Below are 21,000 nucleotides of genomic sequence, written 5' to 3'. Positions count from 1 at the left end.
CAGCCGATCACGCGAGAGACCGGAGATGATCAAGCCAAGCTGGGGTGGTCCACACTCCCGCGATGATCGAGCGATCGACAGCCGCCGCGCTCAGGCGCCGCCATCGAGCGGTGGAACCGACGAGGCCGTGAGCGGCGGCCGTGCTTGCACGATCAGCTCGACCCCGTCGGGCAGCCCCGTGACCGTCGCTCCGTCTGCGGTCACGTCGACGCTGACCGTCGAGCCGGCGACGTGCAATCGCTCGACCCGGAGCGGCACCATGCGCGATGGGACAGCGGGTGCGCACCACACCTGGCCGAACGGCACCCACGGATCGAAACGCAACAGGGTCCGCAGCAGATAGAACGGCGCCGCGGCCGCCCATGCCTGCGGGGAGCACGAGGCGGGGTATGGGATGGGAACGGCGAATTCCGAGCGGTCGAAGCCGCAGAAGAGCTCCGGAAGCCGGCCGCCGAACGCCGCCGATGCGTCGATCAATCCGAGGGCGATCCGCTGTGCTTCGGCGACGAAGCCGTATCGCATCAGACCCGCCGCAACGATCGCATTGTCATGCGGCCAGACCGAACCGTTGTGGTAGCTCATCGGGTTGTACGCCGCCATGGACGACGCGAGTGTGCGGACGCCGAATCCGGTGAACATGTCCGGACCGAGGAGATGGGCCGCGACCGACGGGGCCTTCTCCTCGTCGATGATTCCCGTCCACAGACAGTGCCCCATGTTAGACGCGAGGGCGTCGACCGGCTTCTTGTCGGCGTCCAGCGCGATCGCGTAGTAGCCGCGGTCGGAAATCCAGAATTCCTCGTTGAACCGGCGTTTCAATTCCATCGCCTTCGCCGCCCAATGTTCGGCAACGTCGCGCTGCCCGAGTTCCCGCGCGAAATGAGAGCGCGCAAGGTAGGCGGCGTAGACATAACCCTGCACTTCCGCCAACGCAATCGGCGGCCGCGCCGGGATACCGGAGGCGAACGTAATGGAGTCAGCGGAATCTTTCCAACCCTGGTTGACCAGACCCCGGTCGGTGGCCCGCTGGTACTCGACAAATCCATCGCCGTCCTTGTCGCCGTATGTCGTAATCCATTCGAGCGCTCGATCGGCATAGGGGAGCAGGGCGTCCACGTCTTGGCGGGCCAGCCCCCACCGGCGCAATTCACCGAGCAGCATGACGAAGAGGGGCGTCGCGTCAACGCTGCCGTAATAGATGTTGCTCCCGCCGAGTGCAAGGTCGACGTCCATGGCGGACCGGACTTCGTGCAGGATACGGCCTGGTTCCTCCTCCGACAGCGGGTCAACCTTCTTTCCTTGCAATTCGGCAAGGGTCTGGAGGGTGCCCAGCGCGAGGCTCGGATCGAGGGGAAGAACCATCCAGCTCGTGATGAGCGAGTCCCGGCCGAAAATCGCCATGAACCACGGAGCGCCCGCAGCCACAATTGCCCGGTCGGGATGGTCGGGATCGAAGATGCGGAGCACGCCGAGGTCTTCCGCACTCTTCTTCAGCAGGGTGGCAAGGCGCTCATCGGGGGTCTGGACCGACGGAGTGACTGATCGCCAGGCGGCCAGTTTCGTGGCGGGCTGACTGGCCTCAACCGGCTCACCCAGCCGATACCGGGGCGGCACCTCGACCCCGTCAACCTCGACGGTCACCTGGATGCTGACGGTCGTCTCCTGATGAGGGTGGACGACGAGTTGCCAGCCGATACTGCCGGTCGTCGCTGAGGCCGTGGTGCCGAAGAGAGCGGTTCCCGGAGGATCCGCCGTCACGACGACGGCCCGGGTCTCCCCGCCTCGACGGAATCCCAGCCAGAGCGCGTTGCCGCGGACCTCGCGCTGGATGCTCTCACGGACCCGGACGGTGCCCTCCTTCACCTCGAACAAACCGGCGAAATCGCTGTCCACCTCAAGATTGAGCAGGACGCCGGCCGTCTCCCTGCCCAAATTCCGGATCGTGACGTCTTCGCGCATCCCATTGCCGACATACCGGCGGCGGATGACAAGCAGTGTGCTGTCCACGTTTGCCGACCGCGGCGGCCGGCGGGCGATGAAAGTCCCGGCATACGGCCACGGACGGTAGGTGGCCAGCGGCTCGACATGCTGACCGTCGACGATCAATTCGAAGCGGCTGATGAAACGGGTGTCGCGGAAAAACAGTCCCTGCTGCGCACCGTGAATGTCCCCGGACCGGCCGCAAATGCAGAATGTCACCCCTTCAACGAGGGTGACCATCCCCGCCGCCGCGCCATCGGTCAGCGGAACCTCGGCGCCCTCGATCTCTTCAAGCGCAGGGAGCTCGGTCACGGCGTCCTCATCGGGTCTCGGCAACGATCGGCGCGGCTTCGTTAGCCGCGCCCGAATGTCGAATAGTAGTCGGCCCGATCCGATGATTCATCGGGGCGCGCAGGCCGATCCGCTGATAACCGCCGGCGCGCAGGCCGATCCGTCAGTGCCCCGCGGGCGTTGAATACAGACGTCACCCTTGCGTTCTCCCCGGGCCGCGTTCCCCTGAAGGTCAACAGAGAACGGCGGCCCCGCGGACCCGGCCGGCGGCCAGATCGGTGAGCGCACGGTCAGCAGCGTCGAACGGATACGGCGACGTTGCCACGACAACCTTGGCTTCGGCCGCGATCCGGAGAAACTCTTCACCGTCCGCCCGAGTGTTCGCAGTGACGGAGCGCAACACCCGCTCACCGAAGAGCGCGTCGACATAGTCCAGTTGCGGTATCGCCGTGAGGTGAATACCCGCAATGGCGACGGTGCCGCCCCGGTCCAGTGCAGCCAGTGCCGCAGGAACAATGTCGCCGGACGGCGCGAAGATTACCGCAGCGTCCAACGGTTGCGGCGGCGGCGTGTTGGGGTCTCCGACGAAGGACGCCCCGAGTTCGCGGGCCAGCTCCTTTCCGTGCGCCGAGCGAGTGAAGACGTAAATGTCAGCCCCTTGATGCCGGGCAACCTGTGCGGCCAGGTGCGCCGAAGCCCCAAAGCCGTAAATGCCGAGGCGTCCGCCGGGAGGGCAGTCCGCCAGGCGGAGAGCACGAAAGCCGATGATGCCCGCGCAGAGGAGCGGTGCGGCGTGTTCGTCGTCGAAGGTGTCCGGGATTCGGTAGGCAAACCGCTCGTCGACAACAGCGAACTCAGCGTAACCGCCGTCGGCGTCCCAGCCGGTGAATCGGGCCGACGGGCAGAGGTTCTCCCGATGGCGCAGGCACCACCGGCATTCGCCGCAGGTGTAGCGCAACCACGCGATGCCGACGCGATCTCCCGCTGCGAAGCGTTGACACTCGGTGCCGACCATGTCGACAGTGCCGACAATCTCGTGCCCGGGTAGCGTGTCGGGCCGCCGCGGCGGGAGATCGCCTTCGGCCAGGTGGAGGTCCGTCCGGCATACGCCGCACGCGCTGACCCGAATGCGGATCTCATGAGGGCCGGGAAGCGGGTCGGGCTTTTCGGTGCGAACGAGCGGATGCTCAGTGCGCCACGCCGCCGGGTCGTAGCGACGCGGCCGGTGAACCACCCACGCGCGCATACGTTCCAGTCTGGCCCGCGCCGCTGGATGGGGAATACTGACTCCACGTTCACCGGACACGAAAGTGCTCCGCGGGAGGTTCACCGCGATGAGCGACCATTCAGCAGACGACATCGTCTTCGCTGACCGGACCGAGGCGGGCAGGAAGCTCGCGGCTCGGCTTGTTGCACTGCTTGGCGACACGCCTGCGGAACGGATGGTGGTCTGCGGACTGCCCCGCGGCGGCGTCGTCGTCGCCCACGAAGTCGCACGGGCGCTCAACGCTCCCCTGGACGTTCTCCTGGTGCGCAAACTGGGTGTCCCCTGGCACCCGGAATTAGCGTTCGGCGCGATCGCCGAAGGCGGCCTGCGTGTCCTGGATCCGGAGGTCATCCGCCTCACCGGGCTCGACGCATCGACCATCGATGCGGTGGAACGCGCCGAGTGGGCTGAACTTGAGCGGCGTGCGCGAGTGTTCCGCGGCGACCGGCCGCCACTGGACCTCACCGGGCATACAGCGATCATCGTCGATGACGGGTTGGCAACCGGTTCGACCGCTCGTGTCGCATGCGAGGCTGCCCGCGCCCGCCACGCACGGAGTGTGATCGTCGCGGTACCGGTCGCGCCGGTCGATGCACCAGAGCGGTTGGCCGACGCTGCCGATCGTTTCATCTGTCTTGCCACGCCGGTGAATTTCTTCGGTGTCGGTCGCTGGTACCGCGACTTCCGCGCCCCTGAGGACGACGACGTGCGGGCGCTTCTGGATTCAGCCCCGGCCGGCTAGCGGGCCCGCCCGGTTAGCGGGCCCGCCCGCGGCGTAGGTACCCGGGACACTGCGCCCGGGCTGTCCGGCCCGTACGACCCTTCATCCCCGGCCCGTAGACACGGCGTCCACCTGCGGACCGGTACGCCCGTCCTCGAGCCGCTGCTCACGGCAGACTACGTATCGTCATGGATACGACGAATGGCACCCAGCGGGCCTTGGTGGTCCGCGGCGGATGGGAAGGACACCAACCGGCGGCCTGCACCGACCTCTTCCTTCCCTGCCTCCGCGAACACGGCTTCGACGTCCTCGTGCGCGAGGACCTCGAGGTGTATGCGGACACCGAGCTGCTGCGATCTTTCTCGCTCATCGTGCAGTGCTGGACCGGCGGCGCTCTAACGCCGGACCAGGAAGACGGATTGGTGGGCGCGGTCACCCGGGGCGCAGGATTCGCGGGATGGCACGGTGGCGTGCTTGCGACCTTCGACGCTGCGTACCGCTATCAGTTCATGGTGGGCGGTCATTTCGTCGCGCATCCAGGAGATTTCGTCGACTATCGCGTCGACATCACCGGCGATCACCCGATCGTTAGCGGTGTCGACGGGTTCGATGTGCACACCGAGCAGTACTTCTGCCACGTCGACCCGACCCTGCGGGTACACGCAACAACAACTTTCAATGGCGGGCACGGCGCGCCGGATACTGCAGGCGCGGTCATGCCGGTGGTGTGGACACGTCGCTTTCAGAAGGGAAAGGTTTTCGTCTGCACTCTCGGCCATTCCCCCGAGGATCTTCTGGTGCCGCAGACCCGGCGCATCGTAGAGCGAGGTCTGCTGTGGGCCGGGTCTGCGGCGTACGGCGATTGACTCTTGCCAACACCTCCCATCGTCACGTTGTTCGCCGAAGGTTCATGTCCGTGGCAGGGCCCCTCAGTGATGCACCGGCGGGACGGGCCACTGCGGCTGCAACGGCGGGACAGCGAGCTGCGCAAGCTGAAGGGCCTGCTGCGGGAACCACTGCCCGGCGGGCGGGTCGTACAAGCCCCAGAGCGGGTCGAAGAGCGCCTGCTGGCTGGGATCGGTCGGCCAACCCGGTTCGGTGTACGCCGAGTAGTCCCAGGCCCGGGCGCCGCCGGCAGCATCGCACTGCCCATCCGATTCGCCGGGAATCTTCACCCAGAGGTAGGCATCGAGCAGCGGTACGCCGGTATTCACCGTGGGCCGCAACCCAAGTCCCCGGCCCGGCGGATTGCACCAGCTACCGCCTTGGAGCGCCGAAATGACGCTGGCCGGTTGGTTGTACGGCGCGGCGGCGTACGCCGTCATGTCGTTCGGTCCGCGCCCGTTACGGCTGGTGTCGATGACGAAGTGCGTCGTCGGAACCGCCGTTCCTAAATTGCTCGCATACCACTGGTCGGTCTGAACCCACGTGCTGAAGTCGTTCGGATTCGCCGGGTAGTACTGGCTGGCGCACCAGCTGTAGTGTCCGAGTCGCCAGCCGCCTTCCTCCGGATCGTTCGCAAAGGCGATGCACTCGGAAATCCAGGTGCCGTATTTGATTTGCCGCTCGGTCGTCTGGTAATTGGACACGTTGACGAAAAAGCCCTGTGCCCGTTGCACACCGGCTCGGACGAGCCGCTGCGCAATATCTCCGACCCCGAGCCATCCGCTGTGCGTGCCGTCGAGGTAGACGCTCACATTGCGGTGCGCCTCGAGTGCGTCGACTGCGTAGTTCAGCTGGTCGTAGCGTGCTTGGTTCGCCTCGTCGGGCGTCAATCCCGTACCGCTGAGATCCGGTTTGCACCACTCGGCGTTTCCGTTGATATCCGTGTTGTACGGAATGATGCCCAGGCTGTCCGGCTCGAGGAGCACGATGGCTCTTTTGTCGCCGATTCCAGCAGCGAATCCGTCGATCCATGCTTCGTACGCGGCCGTGTCCACCGCGCCGCCGGCGGAATATTGCGAGCAGTCGCGGAATGGAATGTTGTACGCAACGAGGACGGGAATGGCGTGATGCGCCGCCGCCTTGGTGACGACCCGATGGACGTCGCGGCGTACCTGATCGGGCGTGCCGCCGGTGAACCAGACCGCCTGCGGAGTGGAAATCATTTCCGCAATCAGGCGGGCGTCGCGGACGTCGCGCGCCTTCAGCAGGTCGGTGATTTGCTTGATCGCACCTTTGTCTGGCGGAGGGGTATAGAGCCGTGCGTGCGGCGGAATGGTGTGCGGCGATGAGGCATCATGGATCGGTGTTGCAGCCGCCGCAGTGGTCATCGTGAGGACGGCGCAGGCGGCGAGCGCGACACCGCCGGACACTGACCGGATTGGGTACGTTCCCATCGTTTTGCCCTTCGTCTCGGTGGTTCGTGAATGGCCGCGATGTCGGCACGACGTACGGCGTTTTACCGCTTGACTAGCCCGGACGGCGGCTCGCCTCGCCGGTGGATCACCGTTACAGTGGTGGGAACGGTCCCACACTCGGTAGTGTCGGCGGAGAGGGCTCGCAGTGTCAAGACCCTGGAGGCGTTGCACCGAATGGAATCATTCGACCTGATAGAGGCATGATTTCTTCCGGTGGATTGACCACTTAGCGTTACCCTGAGACACACTGATGGTAGGAAGGAACATCGTTCATGACCTCGGCGCGAGCAGAGCGGGCGGCTGGTCGTCGCCCAACGGTCTGGGCGGTAGCCGCTGCCGCGGGGGTCTCGAAGACGACGGTCTCCAGGGTGTTGACGGGTTCCCCGCGGGTGTCGCCCGAGGCGCGACGCGCCGTGGAGCGGGCTATCGAGGCCCTCGGCTATGTTCCGAATCGCGCCGCTCGATCACTCGTCACGCAGCGTACCGACACGATTGCGCTCGTGGTTTCCGAGCCGGAGACCCGCGTTTTCTCTGAACCCTTCTTCGCAGGGACCATACGCGGAATCAACGAGGAACTGGCGAATACAGAATTTGCCTTTGTCCTGCTGAGCGCGGGTGGTGATCGATCGCGGATCGAGCGGTACATCCGGAACCGTCACGCTGACGGGTTCATTCTGATGTCCCTTCACCGGCAGGACCCGTTGCTGCAGGTGCTGGCGACCACCGAGACGCCGATGGTGCTCTCCGGCCGGCCCTTCCCCGGGGTCAACGTCCCGTATGTCGACGCGGACAACCGGGGTGGCGCTTCTGCCGCGGTTGCACACCTCCTTGAACGGGGCCGCCGCCGTATCACGACGATCGCCGGCCCGGAAGACATGCCGGTTGGTGTGGACCGACTCGAAGGATTCCGGGAGGCGCTGCCGGCTCCGGCACGGCGCAGCTGGCGCCGCTTGGTTGCGCACGGTGACTTCTCCGAGGAGAGCGGCGAGCGTGCCATGCGTGAGTTGCTTGCTCGCGTTCCGGATTTAGACGCGGTCTTTGCCGCGAGCGACCTCATGGCGATCGGGGCGATCCGCGCCTTGCGGGCTGCGGGACGCAAGATTCCGGACGACGTGGCGGTGGTCGGTTTTGACGACTCGCACGCGGCGCGCCTTGCCGAACCGCAACTGACGTCGGTGCGTCAGCCGATGGAGGAGATCGGAAGGTCGTTGGCGCGGCTTCTCCTCACCCAACTGCGGAATCCGGGCACCCGCCCGGCGTCACTGATCGTGCCGACGGAGCTGATCATCCGCGAATCGAGCTAGCCGCCACCCGTGCGCCGGCGGGTCAGTTTCCGGCGAACGGTCCGTGCGTCGGGTGCACCGCCGTACGTACCCGGGCATCAGCAGGTCATTTTCCGGCGAGCGGTTAGCTGACCGGCATGTGCAGCCGTCATCCGCACAGCCGTCACCCGTGCACGGACTGTCACTGCGGTCGTCGCCACCTTCCCCAACCCGGCGCCCGCACCGCTACCCGCACACGGACCGTCACGACGCGCGGCGCGCCGTGTCAGGGATCAGCGATCGTGCTCGTCGCCCGCGGCGGCTCGTCGTCTCATCGATCGGGTCGTCCCCTCATGGAACCCACCGTCTCCCGGAGTGCCGCGACGTCCCAGCGAGACACGGCGATATCCCTCAGGGCGATGCCTCTCAGGGAGCGGTGATATGTCCTCGGGAAGTGGCGATACCGCCTGAGCGAAATATCCCCTCAGGGCGCCGCGATCGTGTTCGTCCGTGCGACCAGCGAGTAGAAATACCCACTGTCCTTGATGATCCGCTCCTGAGTCTCGAAATCGACATAAACGATGCCGAACCGGCGTGAGTATCCGTACGCCCATTCAAAGTTGTCGATCAATGACCAGAGGTAATAACCGCGAACGTCCACGCCGTCGGCAATCGCTTGGTGGAGGGCGGCAAGATGTTCCTGGATGTACGCCGCCCGTGCCGGATCCCGCACCCGATTGTTGTCCGTGACGACATCATCGAACGCGGCGCCATTCTCAGTAATCATGATCGGCCGTGGATAGTCGCGGTTCAGCCGAATGAGGAGTTCGTAGAGTCCGGAGGGGTCAATGGGCCAGCCCATCGCGGTCCGCCGGAACGGCCACTCGGGAAACTGAATATCGGGGCACCCGGGCCAGGTCTCACCGGTTCCCTGACCGTGGCCGTCGCGTCCCCTCGATCCGGAGCCGGCATAGTGACCGACGATGACCGGGTTATAGTAATTGACCCCCAGAATGTCGAAGGGGGTCGCAATCACTGCGAGGTCGTTGTCACGGACGAACGACCAGTCGGTGACTTTTGACGTGAAATTCACCACATCCTGCGGATAGGTGCCGTGAAACAGCGGATCCAGCCAGAGCCGATTCTGTAATCCGTCGACCTTCCGGGCGGCGGCCACATCTTCCTCGGCGAGGCTCGCCGGTCGCGCGACCGCTGGATTCAACGTGATCGCCATCTGGCAATCCGGCGGCAGAACCGAGCCCAGGGCCTGGACTGCCAGGCCGTGCGCAAGGAGCAGGTGATGCGCCGCCGTCAAGGCTTCCGCACTGTCGGTGTGTCCGGGTGCATGAACGCCCGCCCCGTAACCGAGGAACGCCGCGCACCACGGCTCGTTGAGAGTAATCCAGAAATTCACCCGATCACCCAATTCGCGGGCGACGACGACCGCATATTCAGCGAATCGCTGTGCAGTTGCACGATTCGTCCACCCGCCCTGGTCTTGCAACGCCTGCGGGAGGTCCCAGTGGTAAAGCGTCAGTGCAGGCGTGATGCCGTGGTTCAGCAGCTCATCGACCAGACGGGAGTAGAAATCGAGTCCGGCTCGATTGACCGCACCGGAGCCGCTGGGCAGGATACGCGGCCACGCCACCGAGAACCGGTAGGACGTGACCCCGAGGTCCGCCATCAACCGGACGTCGCCGACGTAACGGTGGTAGTGGTCGGCGGCGACATCTCCGGTATCGCCGCCGACCACCTTTCCCGGCGTGTGGCTGAACGTATCCCAAATCGACGGACCGCGCCCGTCCTCAGCAACGGCGCCTTCGATTTGGTAGGCGGACGTCGCCACACCCCACACAAAGCGGTCAGGGAACCGTAGCGTGGGCCGACTCTCGACCTGATCGCGCTCTTCGATTTGTGTCATCCCTTGACCGCTCCTTGCATGATGCCTCCAACAATCTGCCTGCCGAGTAACACGAAAACGATGAGCAGCGGGAAGGTGCAGAGCATGGTGCCTGCCATGATGATCGCCTGCTGCGGTACGTAACCCTGACCCAGACCCGCCAAACCGACCTGAACGGTTGCATTCCGCGTGGTCAGCGCGATCATCGGCCAGAAGAAGTCGTTCCAGGCAAAGAGAAATGTGATCATTCCGAGAACCGCCATGGCAGGACGCGCGATCGGCACAACGACGGAGCGGAAAATGCGAAATGTCGACGCTCCGTCCACCCACCCTGCTTCAAGCAGCTCCGTCGGCATCGCCGTCACAAGGTACTGGCGCATGAAGAACACGCCGAATGCGCTGACCAGGTTCGGCAAGATTACAGCAGCCAAGTGGTGGGTGAGGTGAAACTTGGACATGTAGATGTAGAGCGGAATGACGCCGAGCTGCGGGGGAATAAGCGTCGTCCCGATGGTCAGTGCGAACAAGAGCTTGTTGCCGCGAAAACGGAGTTTCGCAAAGGCGAAACCGCTCAGGGTACAGAAAGCGACTGTTCCGAGGGTGATGAATCCGGACACGATGATGGAGTTGAAGATGTCGCGGAAGAGCGGCTGCTGCTTGAGCGCTCCACGCATGTTGTCGAAGAGCGAGGTATTGACGGTGAACGGCGGCGGGGTTTGCGCCATCTCGGCATTGGTGTGCGAGCCGATCACCATCGTGTAGTACAGCGGAAAGACCGAAATCACCGTCACGATGGTCAGCACGATGTAGGTGAAAGGCCCGGCGGTCAGCTGCCGACCGGCTCGTGAGCGCCGCCGCGAGCGCCGCGCCGGCGCGGTACGAATGGTTTGTTCGACGGTTGCCATCGCCTCTAACCTTTCCGCGCCCGCAGGTTGGTCAAGCCCGCATTGATAAGGACGAGGACGACGATGATTGCCAGCATCGTCCACGCCACGGCTGCGGCATAACCGAGGTGGTTGTACTGCCAGCCTTGCTGGTAGAGGAAGAGCGTCAGCGTCTGGTACTGACCGCTGCCGCCACCGTTGGTGTTGTTGCTGAACAGGTACGGTTCGGCGAACAACTGCATCGACCCGATCGTGGAGACCACAACGGTGAAGAGGATCGTCGGCCGCAGCGACGGAATTGTGATCTTCATGAATTGCTGCCACCGGTTGGCTCCGTCGATGGCGGCCGCTTCATACAGCTCGTATGGAATGGCCTGCATGCCGGCGAGATAGATCAAAGCGTTGTATCCCGTCCACCGCCACATGACCATCGTCGAGACCGCAAGCTGGGAGAGATATTTCGGGCCGTTGTTCCAGTTAATGGGACTGACGCCAAAGAGGCCGAGGAACCAGTTGATGAACCCGGTGTCACGGGCAAAGAGCTGGCTGAAGATGAGCGTCGTGGCGACGACCGAGGTTGCGTAAGGCATGAGCATTGCGATGCGGAACATCAGGGATCCCCGCATGCGGTAATTCAGCAAGTGCGCAATGCCCAATGCGGCCAGCAATTGCGGAACGGCGGAAATGATGCCAATGGTGATGGTGTTGCCGAGCGCGTTCAGGAAGAAGTGGTTGTGCCAGAGAGACGTGTAATTCTTGAAGCCCACCCACGTCATCTTGTTGATGTTGAGCAGGCTGACGTCGTGCAGCGAGACCCACCCGGTGTAGATCAGTGGGTACAAGCCGAAGACAGCAAAGAGGATGAAGAACGGCGCTACATAGACGTAGGCGGCCTTCGACCCGATCAGGGCGATCCGTGGACGAAGACGGCGGCGTGGAGAGGAGGTCGGCACAGTAGAAATTGAGTGAGTCTCGTGCACGGCCGTCATTGGCGCCGTCTCCTTGGTCCGTGTGCTGAATTTCTTGTTGTTCGGAATTCTGGTGGGAAGCCTGCCGGCTGGGCAAGTCGCTTGCCCAGCCGGCAGGCGTGCCTTAGGACACCGTCAGTAGGGCTCAGCCCGTAATCTGCTTGATCTTCGCAAGGGCGTCGTTCCACGCCTTCGTCGGATCCTTGTGGTTCTGGTCGATGTTGCCGAGCTCGGTGTCGAGGGCGCTCTGAATGTCGGTGTCGTATGGACCGATGGGCGGCATCTTCAGCTCAGACGCAGCCTTGCCGAAGATTTGGCCGATCGGCGCGTTGTTGAAGTACTCGTTGGTCTTGTTCTGCACCGACGGGTCCTGCGCCGCGACCTGCGAGGACGGCCAGAAGCCCTGCGAGTTCCACATGGTGAGCTGCTGCTGCGGCGCAGTCAGCCACTCGGCGAGGGCGATCGCGGCCTGCTCGTGCGGGCCACCCTTCGGCACACCGAGCCACGAACCACCCCAGTTGGCCGAACCGCCGGGCAGCGACGTCACGTCCCACTTGCCCTTACCGGCGTCACCGGCCTGGGAGGTGATGTAGGCGAGCATCCACGCCGGGCAGGAGATGGTCGCGAACCGGCCGCTGGCGAACGACTGGTTCCACTCCGGCGTCCACTGGTTGATCTTTGCAGTGATTCCCGCCTGAGCCGCCTTCACAGCGAGGTCCCACGCGGCCTTCACACCCGGGGAGTTCGCCACGTCCGGCTGGCCTTGCGCGTTGTCGTAGGCCTCGGAGCTCTGGTACACCGCGGCGTTAAAGATGCTGCCGGTGGAGTCGATAAACGCCTTACCGGTCTTCTGCTTGTACTGCTCACCGAACTTGATGAAGTCGTCCCAGGTCGCCCAGTCCTGAGCGAGCTTGTCGCGGTCGGCGTCCATACCAGCCTGCTGAAGCAGGTCGTGGCGGTAGCACATCGCCTCCGGACCAGCGTCGGTACCCAGACCGACGGTCTTGCCGTCCGTTGAGGTCGCCATCTGCCACTTCCAGGGGAAGAACGTCGACTTGATCTTGTCGGCATTCGGAACAGTGTTGAAGTCGACGAACTTGTCGGCGTAGTTCGCCGTCACCTGGGCGACGAAACCGACCTCAATCGCCTGGATGTCGTCCAGACCAGAGCCGGCGGCGAGGTTGGTCTTGAGTTTGTTCCAGTAGTCAGAGCTCTGCTCGATGTCGTCTTCCTGAATCGTGATGTTCGGGCAGAGCTTCTGGTACTGGTCGTACAGACCTGCCGTCTTGTACGCGAAGTTTCCGAAGAGTCCGATCTTGAGGGTGATCTTCTGACCGCCGTCACCGCAGTTCCAAGCACCGCTGGCGGATGCGCTGGCTGACGCACTCGCCGCCGGGCTGGATGAGCCCGCGCTCGATGGCGAACCTGACGCTGCGGACTTGGTCGATTTGCCGGAGGAACAACCGGCGAGAGCCAGGGCTGCGACTGCTGCAACCCCGAGTGCCAGGCGTGTCCGCCTGTGTGTCATGAACATAGAGCCTCCTGAGGAAGACCGTAGGTGTGGTCACGTTCCCACCCTGACGAGGTGAGCATCGCCGCGTCGTGCGCCCGATGTCAACCCCGTCCGGGGAAATCGTTGCCAATTCGAGACTTTTTCCTGTCCGTTTTGCGAAGAGCGTCCGGCGGAACGTTCCCACCGGCTTGAGCATAGGGGGCGGTGCGCGGCCGCCAGTGGCGCATGGCGCTGACCAGATACGTTGCCTCTGTCCGCCCCTTCCGACCGCGGGCCGCGTGCACAGCAGGCCCCCACGCCGGCGCAATGCGCATGTAGGGAACCGGAGCGACGGCCACGGCGGGTCCAGCCACGCCAGCGGGGTACCCCCGACGTGCCTCCGGGCCGCTCCCGGAACAGGCGCTCCGACCAATTCATCCTTCTCCCCTCTTCCCTTCGGCCGACAGGGAGCCTAATCTCTGTGAGAGCGCTCTCACAAGAGGGCGGAAGAAGTTTCTCTCACCATCGGAGGCATCATGCACCGCAAGACCTTCGCAAAGCGGGAGAAACGGGGGAAGTCGCGGCGATCCTTGTGGTCGCTCGGGCGGACACTGATCGCAGCGCTGCCGGCGGCGGCGCTTCTCCTGCCGGTATCCAAGCCGGCGCAAGCAGCTGTACCGTCGCCGCCATCGGGGTGGACGACGGTCTTCAGCGACGACTTCACCGGACCGGCAGGCAGCGGGGTCAACACCGCGAACTGGCTGTATGACACCGGAACCGGGTATCCGGGCGGCGCACCGAATTGGGGAACCGGTGAAGTCGAGACGATGACCAACTCAACCGCCAACGTCTACCAGGACGGCAATGGCCATCTGGTGATCAAGCCGATTCGCAACGCCAACGGCAGCTGGACCTCCGGACGGATCGAGACGCAACGGACAGACTTCGCTGCGCCACCCGGCGGCCAACTGGAGATCATCGCGTCGTTGCAACAACCAAACCCGGCGAGCGGACTCGGGTACTGGCCCGCCTTCTGGGCCCTCGGTGCAGCCGCCCGTCCCGTTGGCGCGACGAACTGGCCGAGCATCGGCGAGCTGGACATCATGGAGGACGTCAATGCCCGATCGCAGGTCGCACAGACCCTGCACTGCGGGGTCAATCCGGGCGGACCGTGCAACGAGACATCGGGTTTGGGGAGCGGGCTCGTCGCGTGCAGCGGCTGTCAGACCGGCTATCACACGTACGCGGTGATTGTCGACCGACGGAACACAAGCGCCGAGCAGTTGCGGTTTTACGTCGACGGAAATCTGAATTACACCATCAACGAAAGTCAGATGGACCCAACGACCTGGCAGAATGCGATCGACCACGGCTTCTTCCTCATCTTTGACGTCGCGATGGGCGGCGGTTTCCCCAACGGTGTCTGCGGATGCACGACCCCGACGGCCGCAACCACATCGGGCGCGGGCATGAGCATCGACTGGGTTGCGGTGTACCAGACCGGCGGTGGTGGTGGCGGCGGTGGTGGCGGCACGGTGTCCGCGACGTCGACCATCCAGGCGGAGAATTACGCGGCCCAATCGGGTACGCAGACCGAACCCTGCTCGGACACCGGCGGCGGCCTGGACGTCGGCTGGATCGGCAACGGCGACTGGCTGCAGTACAACAATGTCGACTTCGGTTCCACGCCGCTCACTCAATTCAAGGCCCGCGTCGCATCGGGGTCCGCCGCTGGAGTGAGCGGTCTCGTCGAAGTCCATCTCGACAGTCTGAACAACCCCGCTATCGGCAGTTTTGCCATCGCCAATACCGGAGGCTGGCAGAGTTGGCGGACCGTACCGGCAAACATCAGTGGAACGACCGGTGTGCATACCGTCTTCCTCAAGTTCGTCACCGGCTCCGGCCAGGACTTCGTCAACGTGAACTGGTTCACCTTCGCGCCTTGAGGCTGAACCGCGGCGGAGGTCATCGCCGGCCGGCGATGACCTCCGCCGCCGCCGTCATATTCACCAGGCCTGCGCCGAAGGTAAGCAGGACACGCCCGTTAGAGAGTTCCGCATCATTCGGCATTCCGACGGCCACCAGTACAGCGTCCGGACGCCCGCCGAAAAAAGCGCGCACCCAGTCGCGCTGCCACGCACTCCGATAGGCGTCGCGGACCGCGACGACCACCGCGGACGTCCCTGGGCGCGGGCCGCTATCTCGTCCGCATGCGGACTTCCGTCATGAACAGCGATGCGTTCCGCAAGGAGGCCAAATCTGTCGAGGGCGTCAGCAAGACTCCAATACGCCTCACCCACGGCAGGATTGGCGGCAGCCCGTAACTCGACGACGACAGCTGGTTCCGCAATGTGCACGTCGCCGCGCACCTGGAGGGCGCGTCGTGCAGCGAGAAGGCCGCTGTCACGCCCGCCACGGCCATCCGCACGACGAGAATCTCCGCGACGAACAGCTGCGAATTCCCGCAGCGCTCGGATGCGCGCGGCGGCTGCCTCCAACGTCTCCACGGTCAGATCACCAGCCGCAATCGCGTCGGTTACCGCAGCGTGAATCTCGGCGCAGTAGCGCTCGCCGTCCACAGCGCCGACAAGAAGCAGGTCCGCACCCGCAGCAAGCGCACGAACCGCCGCACCGGCTATTCCCCACGTATCGGCGACGGCTCGCATGTCGAGCGCATCGGTCACGACGACGCCGGAATAGCCGAGTTCACTGCGAAGCAGGCCGCGCAGCAGGCGTGGACTGAGAGTGGCCGGGAGATCAGCGTCGAGCGCGGTAAAGACAACGTGTGACGTCATGATGCTCGCTGCGCCGGCTTGGATCGCCGCGACGAACGGCGGCAAATCCCGCCGTCGAAAGGTCGGTTCATCGACGTCGATCACTGGCAGCGTGTGGTGCGAATCGGCAACGGTGGCGCCGTGTCCCGGAAAATGCTTCGCTGCGGTTGCAATTCCCCGAGACTGCATGGCGGTGATGAACGTCGCACCGTGCGCCGCCACCTTGTCGGGATCAGCGCCGAACGACCGGACGCCGATGACTGGATTTCGCGGATCGCTATTCACGTCGACGGCCGGCGCCAGGTTGTAATTCACTCCTGCGGCAACGAGATCCGCTGCGATCGCCGCCGCGACACGTGCCGTCAGTTCGAGGTCGTCCACCACGCCGAGCGCCAAATTGCCCGGGTAGGAGCTACCCGTCCGATATTCGAGTCGGGTGACGTCGCCGCCTTCTTCGTCGAGGGCAACCAGTGCATCCGGCGCGGTGTTGTGAACGGCCTGCGCAATGCGGGCGACCGACCCGTCGTCCACGAGGTTGTGCCCGTAAATCGCCACGCCGGCGAGTCCCTGGTCGAGCGCCCGGCGTACCCAGTCCGGTAACTGGTCACCACCGGCAAAGCCGGGCAACAGGCAGCTATTGACGAGCTGAACGACGTCCATGGGTACCTCCGCCTCGCCGCTGGCCACCGACAGAGCAGGACCGAGATAGGTCTAGACCTTTGAGCAGGATACGCGGTGTGGGCGCGACAGGCGAGCACCACGACGACGGACAGTCGCGGAGCCGCAGCGCCCCCTCGGAGAGCGGGAGGCCACCGGTGCCCTCAAGCGCCGATCGCAACGGACCGGCAGCCGGTCACGCACACAACCGACGCCGACCACAGGCGGCGACGGTCGGCGATCCAGGTAGAGCCACCGGCGATCACACCGATCCACGGTAAGCGCAGGCGGCGACGCTCGCCGGTTCCCCGGACTAGCCGTTCCCGGACTAGTAGCGGAACCGGCGGACCACGCCTTCGAGCTGGTTAGCGGTGTGAGCCAGATCCGCCGATGCGAGCCGGGTGTCGCCGACCCCGCTGGCGGTCGCCAACGCAGCCGCCGCGACGCCGACGATGCTGCCCGCGATGTCCTCGGATGCCGCGGCGGCACCAGCGATCGCGCGGGTCATTTCATTGCTCGATGCGGTCTGCTCCTCGACCGCCCCGGCAATCGTGGACTGAAAGTCGTTGATTCGGTCGACCACCGCGCTGATCTGCCTGATCATCGTAACCGCCTCGGCGGCGTCGTCCTGGATAGTCTTGATCATTTGAGCGATGTCGTCGGTGGCTCGCGCGGTCGCATCGGCAAGATCCTTCACCTCGGCAGCGACCACGGCAAAGCCTCGCCCAGCCTCGCCGGCGCGCGCTGCCTCAATCGTGGCATTCAACGCGAGGAGGTGTGTCTGGCGCGCGATCGACGTGATTACCTTGAGGATGTTGCCGATCTCCGCCGAACTCTCACCCAGCTTGGCAACCGTGCTGTCCGCCCGCTCCGCGGTTGCAGCCGCCTCCGCTGCCACCGCCGCGGCCCGGCTCGCGTTGTCCGCGATGTCGCGGATCGCCGCGGCCATCTGTTCGGAGCTGCCGGCCACTCCCACCACGTTCGAACTGACTTGGTCGGCCGCATAGGAGACAAGAGTCGACTGATCCGACGCGCGATCCGCTGAGTCGGCCAGCTTGGTCGCCGTCTGCGCGAGCCGGCCCGATGTCTGCGCCAACAGGCGAATGCCCGTGGTGACCGCAAAGAACGCGTCCGCAGCGGCGTCCAGCATGGTGTTCAGTGCGCGGGCCATCGCTCCGAACTCGTCACGCCGGCGGACGCCGGGCAGCCGACGGGTCAAGTTGCCCGCGGCGGCTTCCCGGAGCACGTCGATCGCCCGTCGCATCGGGACCACGACCGCCCGGCTCAACCGCCAGCTCGCGACTGCCGCTGCCGCGGCGCCAACGCCGAGGGTGACGAACGCCGTGTCCCGAACGTGTTCCGGACTGGCGTCCGCCCACATGGCGATCACGGCCAGTCCGATGAGAAACGGCAGGGTGGCGCCGGCAAACGCGAGCCCAAACTTCACCGGAAGCGGCAATCGGCGCTGCCAGTCGAGGAGCTGAGCTCGACTGGTCTGGACCATATGACGTCTTGGGGGCATGCCTCTCCGTTCCGCGCGACGAGCCGCGCACTCGTCTCCTGTTTCGGCGCGCCGCCGAAAAAAGTAAGCGTGCAGGCGAGTAACGTTTCGAACGTCGCCATTCAGGTCATTCTTCGTGACGTCGAAGTAGCTGACACGACGACGAAGCGGGAGAAGGTGCGCGGATGCTCGCTGGGCTCGGCCACGTACTCGCTGTGCTGGCGGGCACGCTCCTCGGCCTTCCTCTGGCGTTCTTCGCGTTGATGGCGGCGCTCGAGCGGTTTGAGCGTTGGGTGACCGCTGATCGAACCGCTGGGCCGCAACGGAACGCGTCAACCCTGAATCCTGCAGCGGCCGACGCAAGTGCGTCGGTGGCAGGGATGAGCGAACCCGCCGACCGGCCGGACCGAGCAACGGCAGATGCCCCGGTTCGGCAGGCGCTGCCTCCCAGCACAGCGATCAGTACGCTGCGAACCGCCGCGAATCCGTGAGCTGCGGGGCCCGCCTGGTCGGCGGATCGTCAACCAAGCCGGTGGGCGTCGTCCCGCTCGACTTGCGGTTCCCGCGGGTACGCCGCGGCGTCCGAGGTCCGGCCACGCTGCGCCTCGAGCTCCCGGGCCAGCCGATCCCGCTCCGCGACGACCTCTTCGTACTGCTCACGCAACGACCGCATCTCGGCCCGGCGCCGCAGTGATCGCCGCCGGTGCAGCGTCGACGACAGACTCGACAGCCACAATCCGAAGAAAAATATCCCGCAGAGTATCACCCCGGCAAGGAAGATCTCAGCCAGCGTGAGATTCGCGAGGTGATGCCCAAAGCCGCGAACGGCGTACGTCGAACCGCCCCAGTCCTCAACGGTGACGACAGCGCCGAACGCCGCGGCCGCTGCTGCGATCAAAAGCCCGATGACCAACATGGCGTCGCACGTCCTTCCTCGGATCAATCCACGCTCAGTGTGGTGGACATTCCCGCTATCTCGTGGCTTCTACCACGCGATGTCCTCCGGATTTGCCAACATCATTCGGCGTTTGGCGTGCTCAGTTGTTGATAATTCACCTCACACACCTGCCGGCACTCCCACGCCCAGCCATTTCGCGAGAGGCTCGGTACTGGCCAAGCCCCCGCTGGGTGGCTCAACTCCACCTGAGCTACCGGGCGGACAGGGGCAGCGTCCCGGACCTGATCGCCAGCATCGAGAGCTACCTCGCCGCCCACAACGACGACCCGAAGCCCTACGTGTGGACCGCCACCGCCGAGTCCATCTTCACCAAGGTCCAACGCGCCCGAGCCACACTCGACCAACGGGTCAGCTGAAACTGAGACGGACCACTAGCTAACGCGCGCTATCTAACGCTCGCTGGCCTTCCATGGCATGGGTTGCCTACCCACTGGCCACTCGAGTCTTTGGACGTCGGAGAGCTGAGCAGATTGGCGGATGGGTGCCGAGGTTCGCCTTGGTGCTCTCCGTGGCCAGCCCGTCGGGGTCAACCGCGCACAGCTCGATCCCCGCGGCCCGGTAGCGCGAACTCGCCTGTTCGACCCGGTCGACGTTCGCGTGGTTCACGAGCACGACGACCGTGCCCGAGGTCGGTAAGGGCCCGTCACCACTCAGATCGCTGACGCGGACCGGGCGGGGCAGCGTCAGCTCAAGCAGGTCGTGCGCGTCGTCGAGGTAGGCCCGGAGGCCTCCGGTCACTCTATTGCCGCGGCAGGGCGGCAAGATGGTGTACACATTGCACGAGCCCGCTCGGCGTCCCCCGACCCGCTCGCATCGCCGCGTCTCTGCGACCGCTAGCCCCCCTTGAGCCGAGCTCGAGAACCTCTGGGGCGACCACGCATGACCTCATCGGGTCCGCCGAGGGCCGCCGCAGCCAGGAGCACGAGAGCGGCCGGCAGGTAGTACAGGCCGACCGAGAATCCCGCCACCGTGACGAACAGAAGCAGAAGGCCGACAAGTGTCCACGCAGCAGCGCCGTGGAAGCGCCCGGCCGGCAGCAGCGACCCGGCCAGGCACAGCGCCGTCGGTATCGTCAGCACACCGACAAGCCGTCCCGGTGAGGACGTGCCCCACGAGGACCACGCCGCGAACACCGTCCCCACCAGCCACAGCGGCAGGCAGGCCACCCTGCACCATCGGACGACGGCCTCCCGGGCACCCGGGCTGACCCGCGCCCTGACGATGAGGGCAGCAAGTACGACCACCGGGACGGCGCCGACCAGGATGATCACGAGCGCCTACCCGGTGAGCCTCACCAGCTGGGAGTGGAAGCTGAACGGCAGGCACGCGTTCCACCACCAGTTGTCCACCCACCCGAACAGGTAACCGTCATACCGGCCCTGGACCGTCACTCCGCGGAAAGGCGTCTTGGAGGTGTACCCCAGGCAGAACCCGGTGTTGCGGTAGTCCGCCTGTGACCACACCTTCGCGTTGTTGCAGGTTGTGCTGATCCACGAGCCCTTGTTGGTTGGCGGCTCCCACCCGCTTCCGGACCGCCACCACCAGTAGCCGGACCCGGAGGCGCTGGTCACGCAGGAGCCGTTGTAGGAGAACGAGATGTTGCTCCTCGCCTCGTTCAGCTCCAACCCGACGACGTCCTCCAACACGCCCGCTCGTACCCCGACCCCGAATACGTCGCCGCCGGACTGACCGCACCCGGTGCGGTGACGGGCGGGACCGCGACGACCTTGGCCGGTTCCTCGACCGAGGATCCACCGGCCGGGCGAGCGGGGTCCGCTGCCCGGACCGTCGTCGCCGCACCGATCTGCCACGTCACGGAACAGGTGCTGGCGTCAGCGCCCGTGACGGTCGCACTCACCGAGTACTGTCCAGGAGCCAGGGACAGCACCGGCGAGCTGTTGACGCATGACCCGTTGACGCGGGTTCCGTGATCCACCCAGGTCGTGGGCCCGGCGACGACGACGGGTTCGCTCCCCGGGCCCTGA

The 21,000-nt window shown here is 65.1% G+C and carries 18 protein-coding genes and 1 pseudogene; 6 read left to right on the top strand and 13 right to left on the bottom strand.

All coding sequences use genetic code 11. The annotated features are described in order from the left end of the window. Positions 1–90: 90 nt before the first annotated feature. Positions 91–2,292: an amylo-alpha-1,6-glucosidase gene (locus tag ACEL_RS00730; protein WP_011718978.1), complete on the bottom strand. Its 2,202-nt coding sequence runs from the start codon at positions 2,290–2,292 to the stop codon at positions 91–93. A gap of 211 nt (positions 2,293–2,503) precedes the next feature. Then, positions 2,504–3,517 (bottom strand): zinc-dependent alcohol dehydrogenase family protein, encoded by a 1,014-nt coding sequence (locus ACEL_RS00725; protein WP_011718977.1) that lies wholly within the window; start codon positions 3,515–3,517, stop codon positions 2,504–2,506. Between the two features lie 88 nt (positions 3,518–3,605). Between ACEL_RS00725 and ACEL_RS00720 the strand changes: the two genes are divergently transcribed. Both ACEL_RS00720 and ACEL_RS00715 read left to right on the top strand, forming a co-directional pair. Next, positions 3,606–4,280, top strand: a complete 675-nt coding sequence (locus tag ACEL_RS00720) for a phosphoribosyltransferase (RefSeq protein WP_202943378.1) — start codon at positions 3,606–3,608, stop codon at positions 4,278–4,280. 167 nt (positions 4,281–4,447) lie between these two features. Then, the gene (locus ACEL_RS00715; RefSeq protein ID WP_011718975.1) at positions 4,448–5,125 is read left to right on the top strand and encodes a ThuA domain-containing protein; all 678 of its coding nucleotides are present in this window, start codon (positions 4,448–4,450) and stop codon (positions 5,123–5,125) included. Positions 5,126–5,188: 63 nt separating this feature from the next. Here ACEL_RS00715 and ACEL_RS00710 read toward each other — a convergent pair whose 3' ends face one another. Continuing rightward, on the bottom strand, positions 5,189–6,598 hold the full coding sequence (locus tag ACEL_RS00710) for a glycoside hydrolase family 6 protein (RefSeq protein WP_011718974.1): 1,410 nt from the start codon (positions 6,596–6,598) through the stop codon (positions 5,189–5,191). Positions 6,599–6,891: 293 nt separating this feature from the next. On the opposite strand from ACEL_RS00710, the gene ACEL_RS00705 reads away from it, so the two are divergent. Then, on the top strand, positions 6,892–7,923 hold the full coding sequence (locus ACEL_RS00705) for a LacI family DNA-binding transcriptional regulator (protein ID WP_011718973.1): 1,032 nt from the start codon (positions 6,892–6,894) through the stop codon (positions 7,921–7,923). Between the two features lie 442 nt (positions 7,924–8,365). Here the strand turns inward: ACEL_RS00705 and ACEL_RS00700 are convergent, their stop codons facing one another. From ACEL_RS00700 to ACEL_RS00685, 4 genes are all read right to left on the bottom strand, one after another. Further along, a complete protein-coding gene (locus tag ACEL_RS00700; protein ID WP_011718972.1) occupies positions 8,366–9,802 on the bottom strand; it encodes a GH1 family beta-glucosidase in 1,437 nt (478 codons plus the stop codon). Then, positions 9,799–10,686: a carbohydrate ABC transporter permease gene (locus ACEL_RS00695; protein WP_041834849.1), complete on the bottom strand. Its 888-nt coding sequence runs from the start codon at positions 10,684–10,686 to the stop codon at positions 9,799–9,801. The genes ACEL_RS00700 and ACEL_RS00695 overlap by 4 nt, the downstream gene beginning before the upstream one ends. A 5-nt stretch (positions 10,687–10,691) precedes the next feature. Beyond that, positions 10,692–11,654 (bottom strand): carbohydrate ABC transporter permease, encoded by a 963-nt coding sequence (locus ACEL_RS00690; protein ID WP_011718970.1) that lies wholly within the window; start codon positions 11,652–11,654, stop codon positions 10,692–10,694. Positions 11,655–11,778: 124 nt separating this feature from the next. Further along, the gene (locus tag ACEL_RS00685) at positions 11,779–13,167 is read right to left on the bottom strand and encodes an ABC transporter substrate-binding protein (protein WP_011718969.1); all 1,389 of its coding nucleotides are present in this window, start codon (positions 13,165–13,167) and stop codon (positions 11,779–11,781) included. Between the two features lie 494 nt (positions 13,168–13,661). On the opposite strand from ACEL_RS00685, the gene ACEL_RS00680 reads away from it, so the two are divergent. After that, positions 13,662–15,071, top strand: a complete 1,410-nt coding sequence (locus ACEL_RS00680) for a glycoside hydrolase family 16 protein (protein ID WP_011718968.1) — start codon at positions 13,662–13,664, stop codon at positions 15,069–15,071. A gap of 60 nt (positions 15,072–15,131) precedes the next feature. On the opposite strand, the gene ACEL_RS00675 is transcribed toward ACEL_RS00680, so the two are convergent. Then, on the bottom strand, positions 15,132–16,559 hold the full coding sequence (locus ACEL_RS00675) for a glycoside hydrolase family 3 N-terminal domain-containing protein (protein WP_011718967.1): 1,428 nt from the start codon (positions 16,557–16,559) through the stop codon (positions 15,132–15,134). Positions 16,560–16,884: 325 nt separating this feature from the next. Then, on the bottom strand, positions 16,885–18,060 hold the full coding sequence (locus ACEL_RS00670) for a methyl-accepting chemotaxis protein (protein WP_049751311.1): 1,176 nt from the start codon (positions 18,058–18,060) through the stop codon (positions 16,885–16,887). A 182-nt stretch (positions 18,061–18,242) separates the two neighbouring features. On the opposite strand from ACEL_RS00670, the gene ACEL_RS00665 reads away from it, so the two are divergent. Further along, positions 18,243–18,548, top strand: a complete 306-nt coding sequence (locus ACEL_RS00665) for a hypothetical protein (RefSeq protein ID WP_011718965.1) — start codon at positions 18,243–18,245, stop codon at positions 18,546–18,548. A gap of 29 nt (positions 18,549–18,577) precedes the next feature. Here ACEL_RS00665 and ACEL_RS00660 read toward each other — a convergent pair whose 3' ends face one another. Continuing rightward, positions 18,578–18,973 (bottom strand): hypothetical protein, encoded by a 396-nt coding sequence (locus ACEL_RS00660; protein ID WP_011718964.1) that lies wholly within the window; start codon positions 18,971–18,973, stop codon positions 18,578–18,580. 251 nt (positions 18,974–19,224) lie between these two features. Between ACEL_RS00660 and ACEL_RS00655 the strand changes: the two are divergent. Beyond that, positions 19,225–19,371 (top strand): annotated as a pseudogene (locus ACEL_RS00655) (IS630 family transposase); the annotation flags it as partial. 67 nt (positions 19,372–19,438) lie between these two features. On the opposite strand, the gene ACEL_RS00650 reads toward ACEL_RS00655, so the two are convergent. The 3 genes from ACEL_RS00650 to ACEL_RS00640 form a co-directional block, all read right to left on the bottom strand. After that, the gene (locus tag ACEL_RS00650) at positions 19,439–19,753 is read right to left on the bottom strand and encodes a hypothetical protein (RefSeq protein ID WP_041834847.1); all 315 of its coding nucleotides are present in this window, start codon (positions 19,751–19,753) and stop codon (positions 19,439–19,441) included. Positions 19,754–19,848: 95 nt separating this feature from the next. Beyond that, a complete protein-coding gene (locus ACEL_RS00645) occupies positions 19,849–20,286 on the bottom strand; it encodes a hypothetical protein (RefSeq protein ID WP_011718962.1) in 438 nt (145 codons plus the stop codon). Positions 20,287–20,292: 6 nt separating this feature from the next. Further along, a complete protein-coding gene (locus tag ACEL_RS00640) occupies positions 20,293–20,661 on the bottom strand; it encodes a hypothetical protein (RefSeq protein ID WP_041834846.1) in 369 nt (122 codons plus the stop codon). Positions 20,662–21,000 lie beyond the last annotated feature (339 nt).

Origin of the sequence: Acidothermus cellulolyticus 11B (assembly GCF_000015025.1) — a bacterium.
GTDB classification, from domain to species: domain Bacteria; phylum Actinomycetota; class Actinomycetes; order Acidothermales; family Acidothermaceae; genus Acidothermus; species Acidothermus cellulolyticus.
The sequence above is the reverse complement of the archived record's forward strand: the minus strand, read 5'-3'. Positions and strand labels throughout refer to the sequence as shown.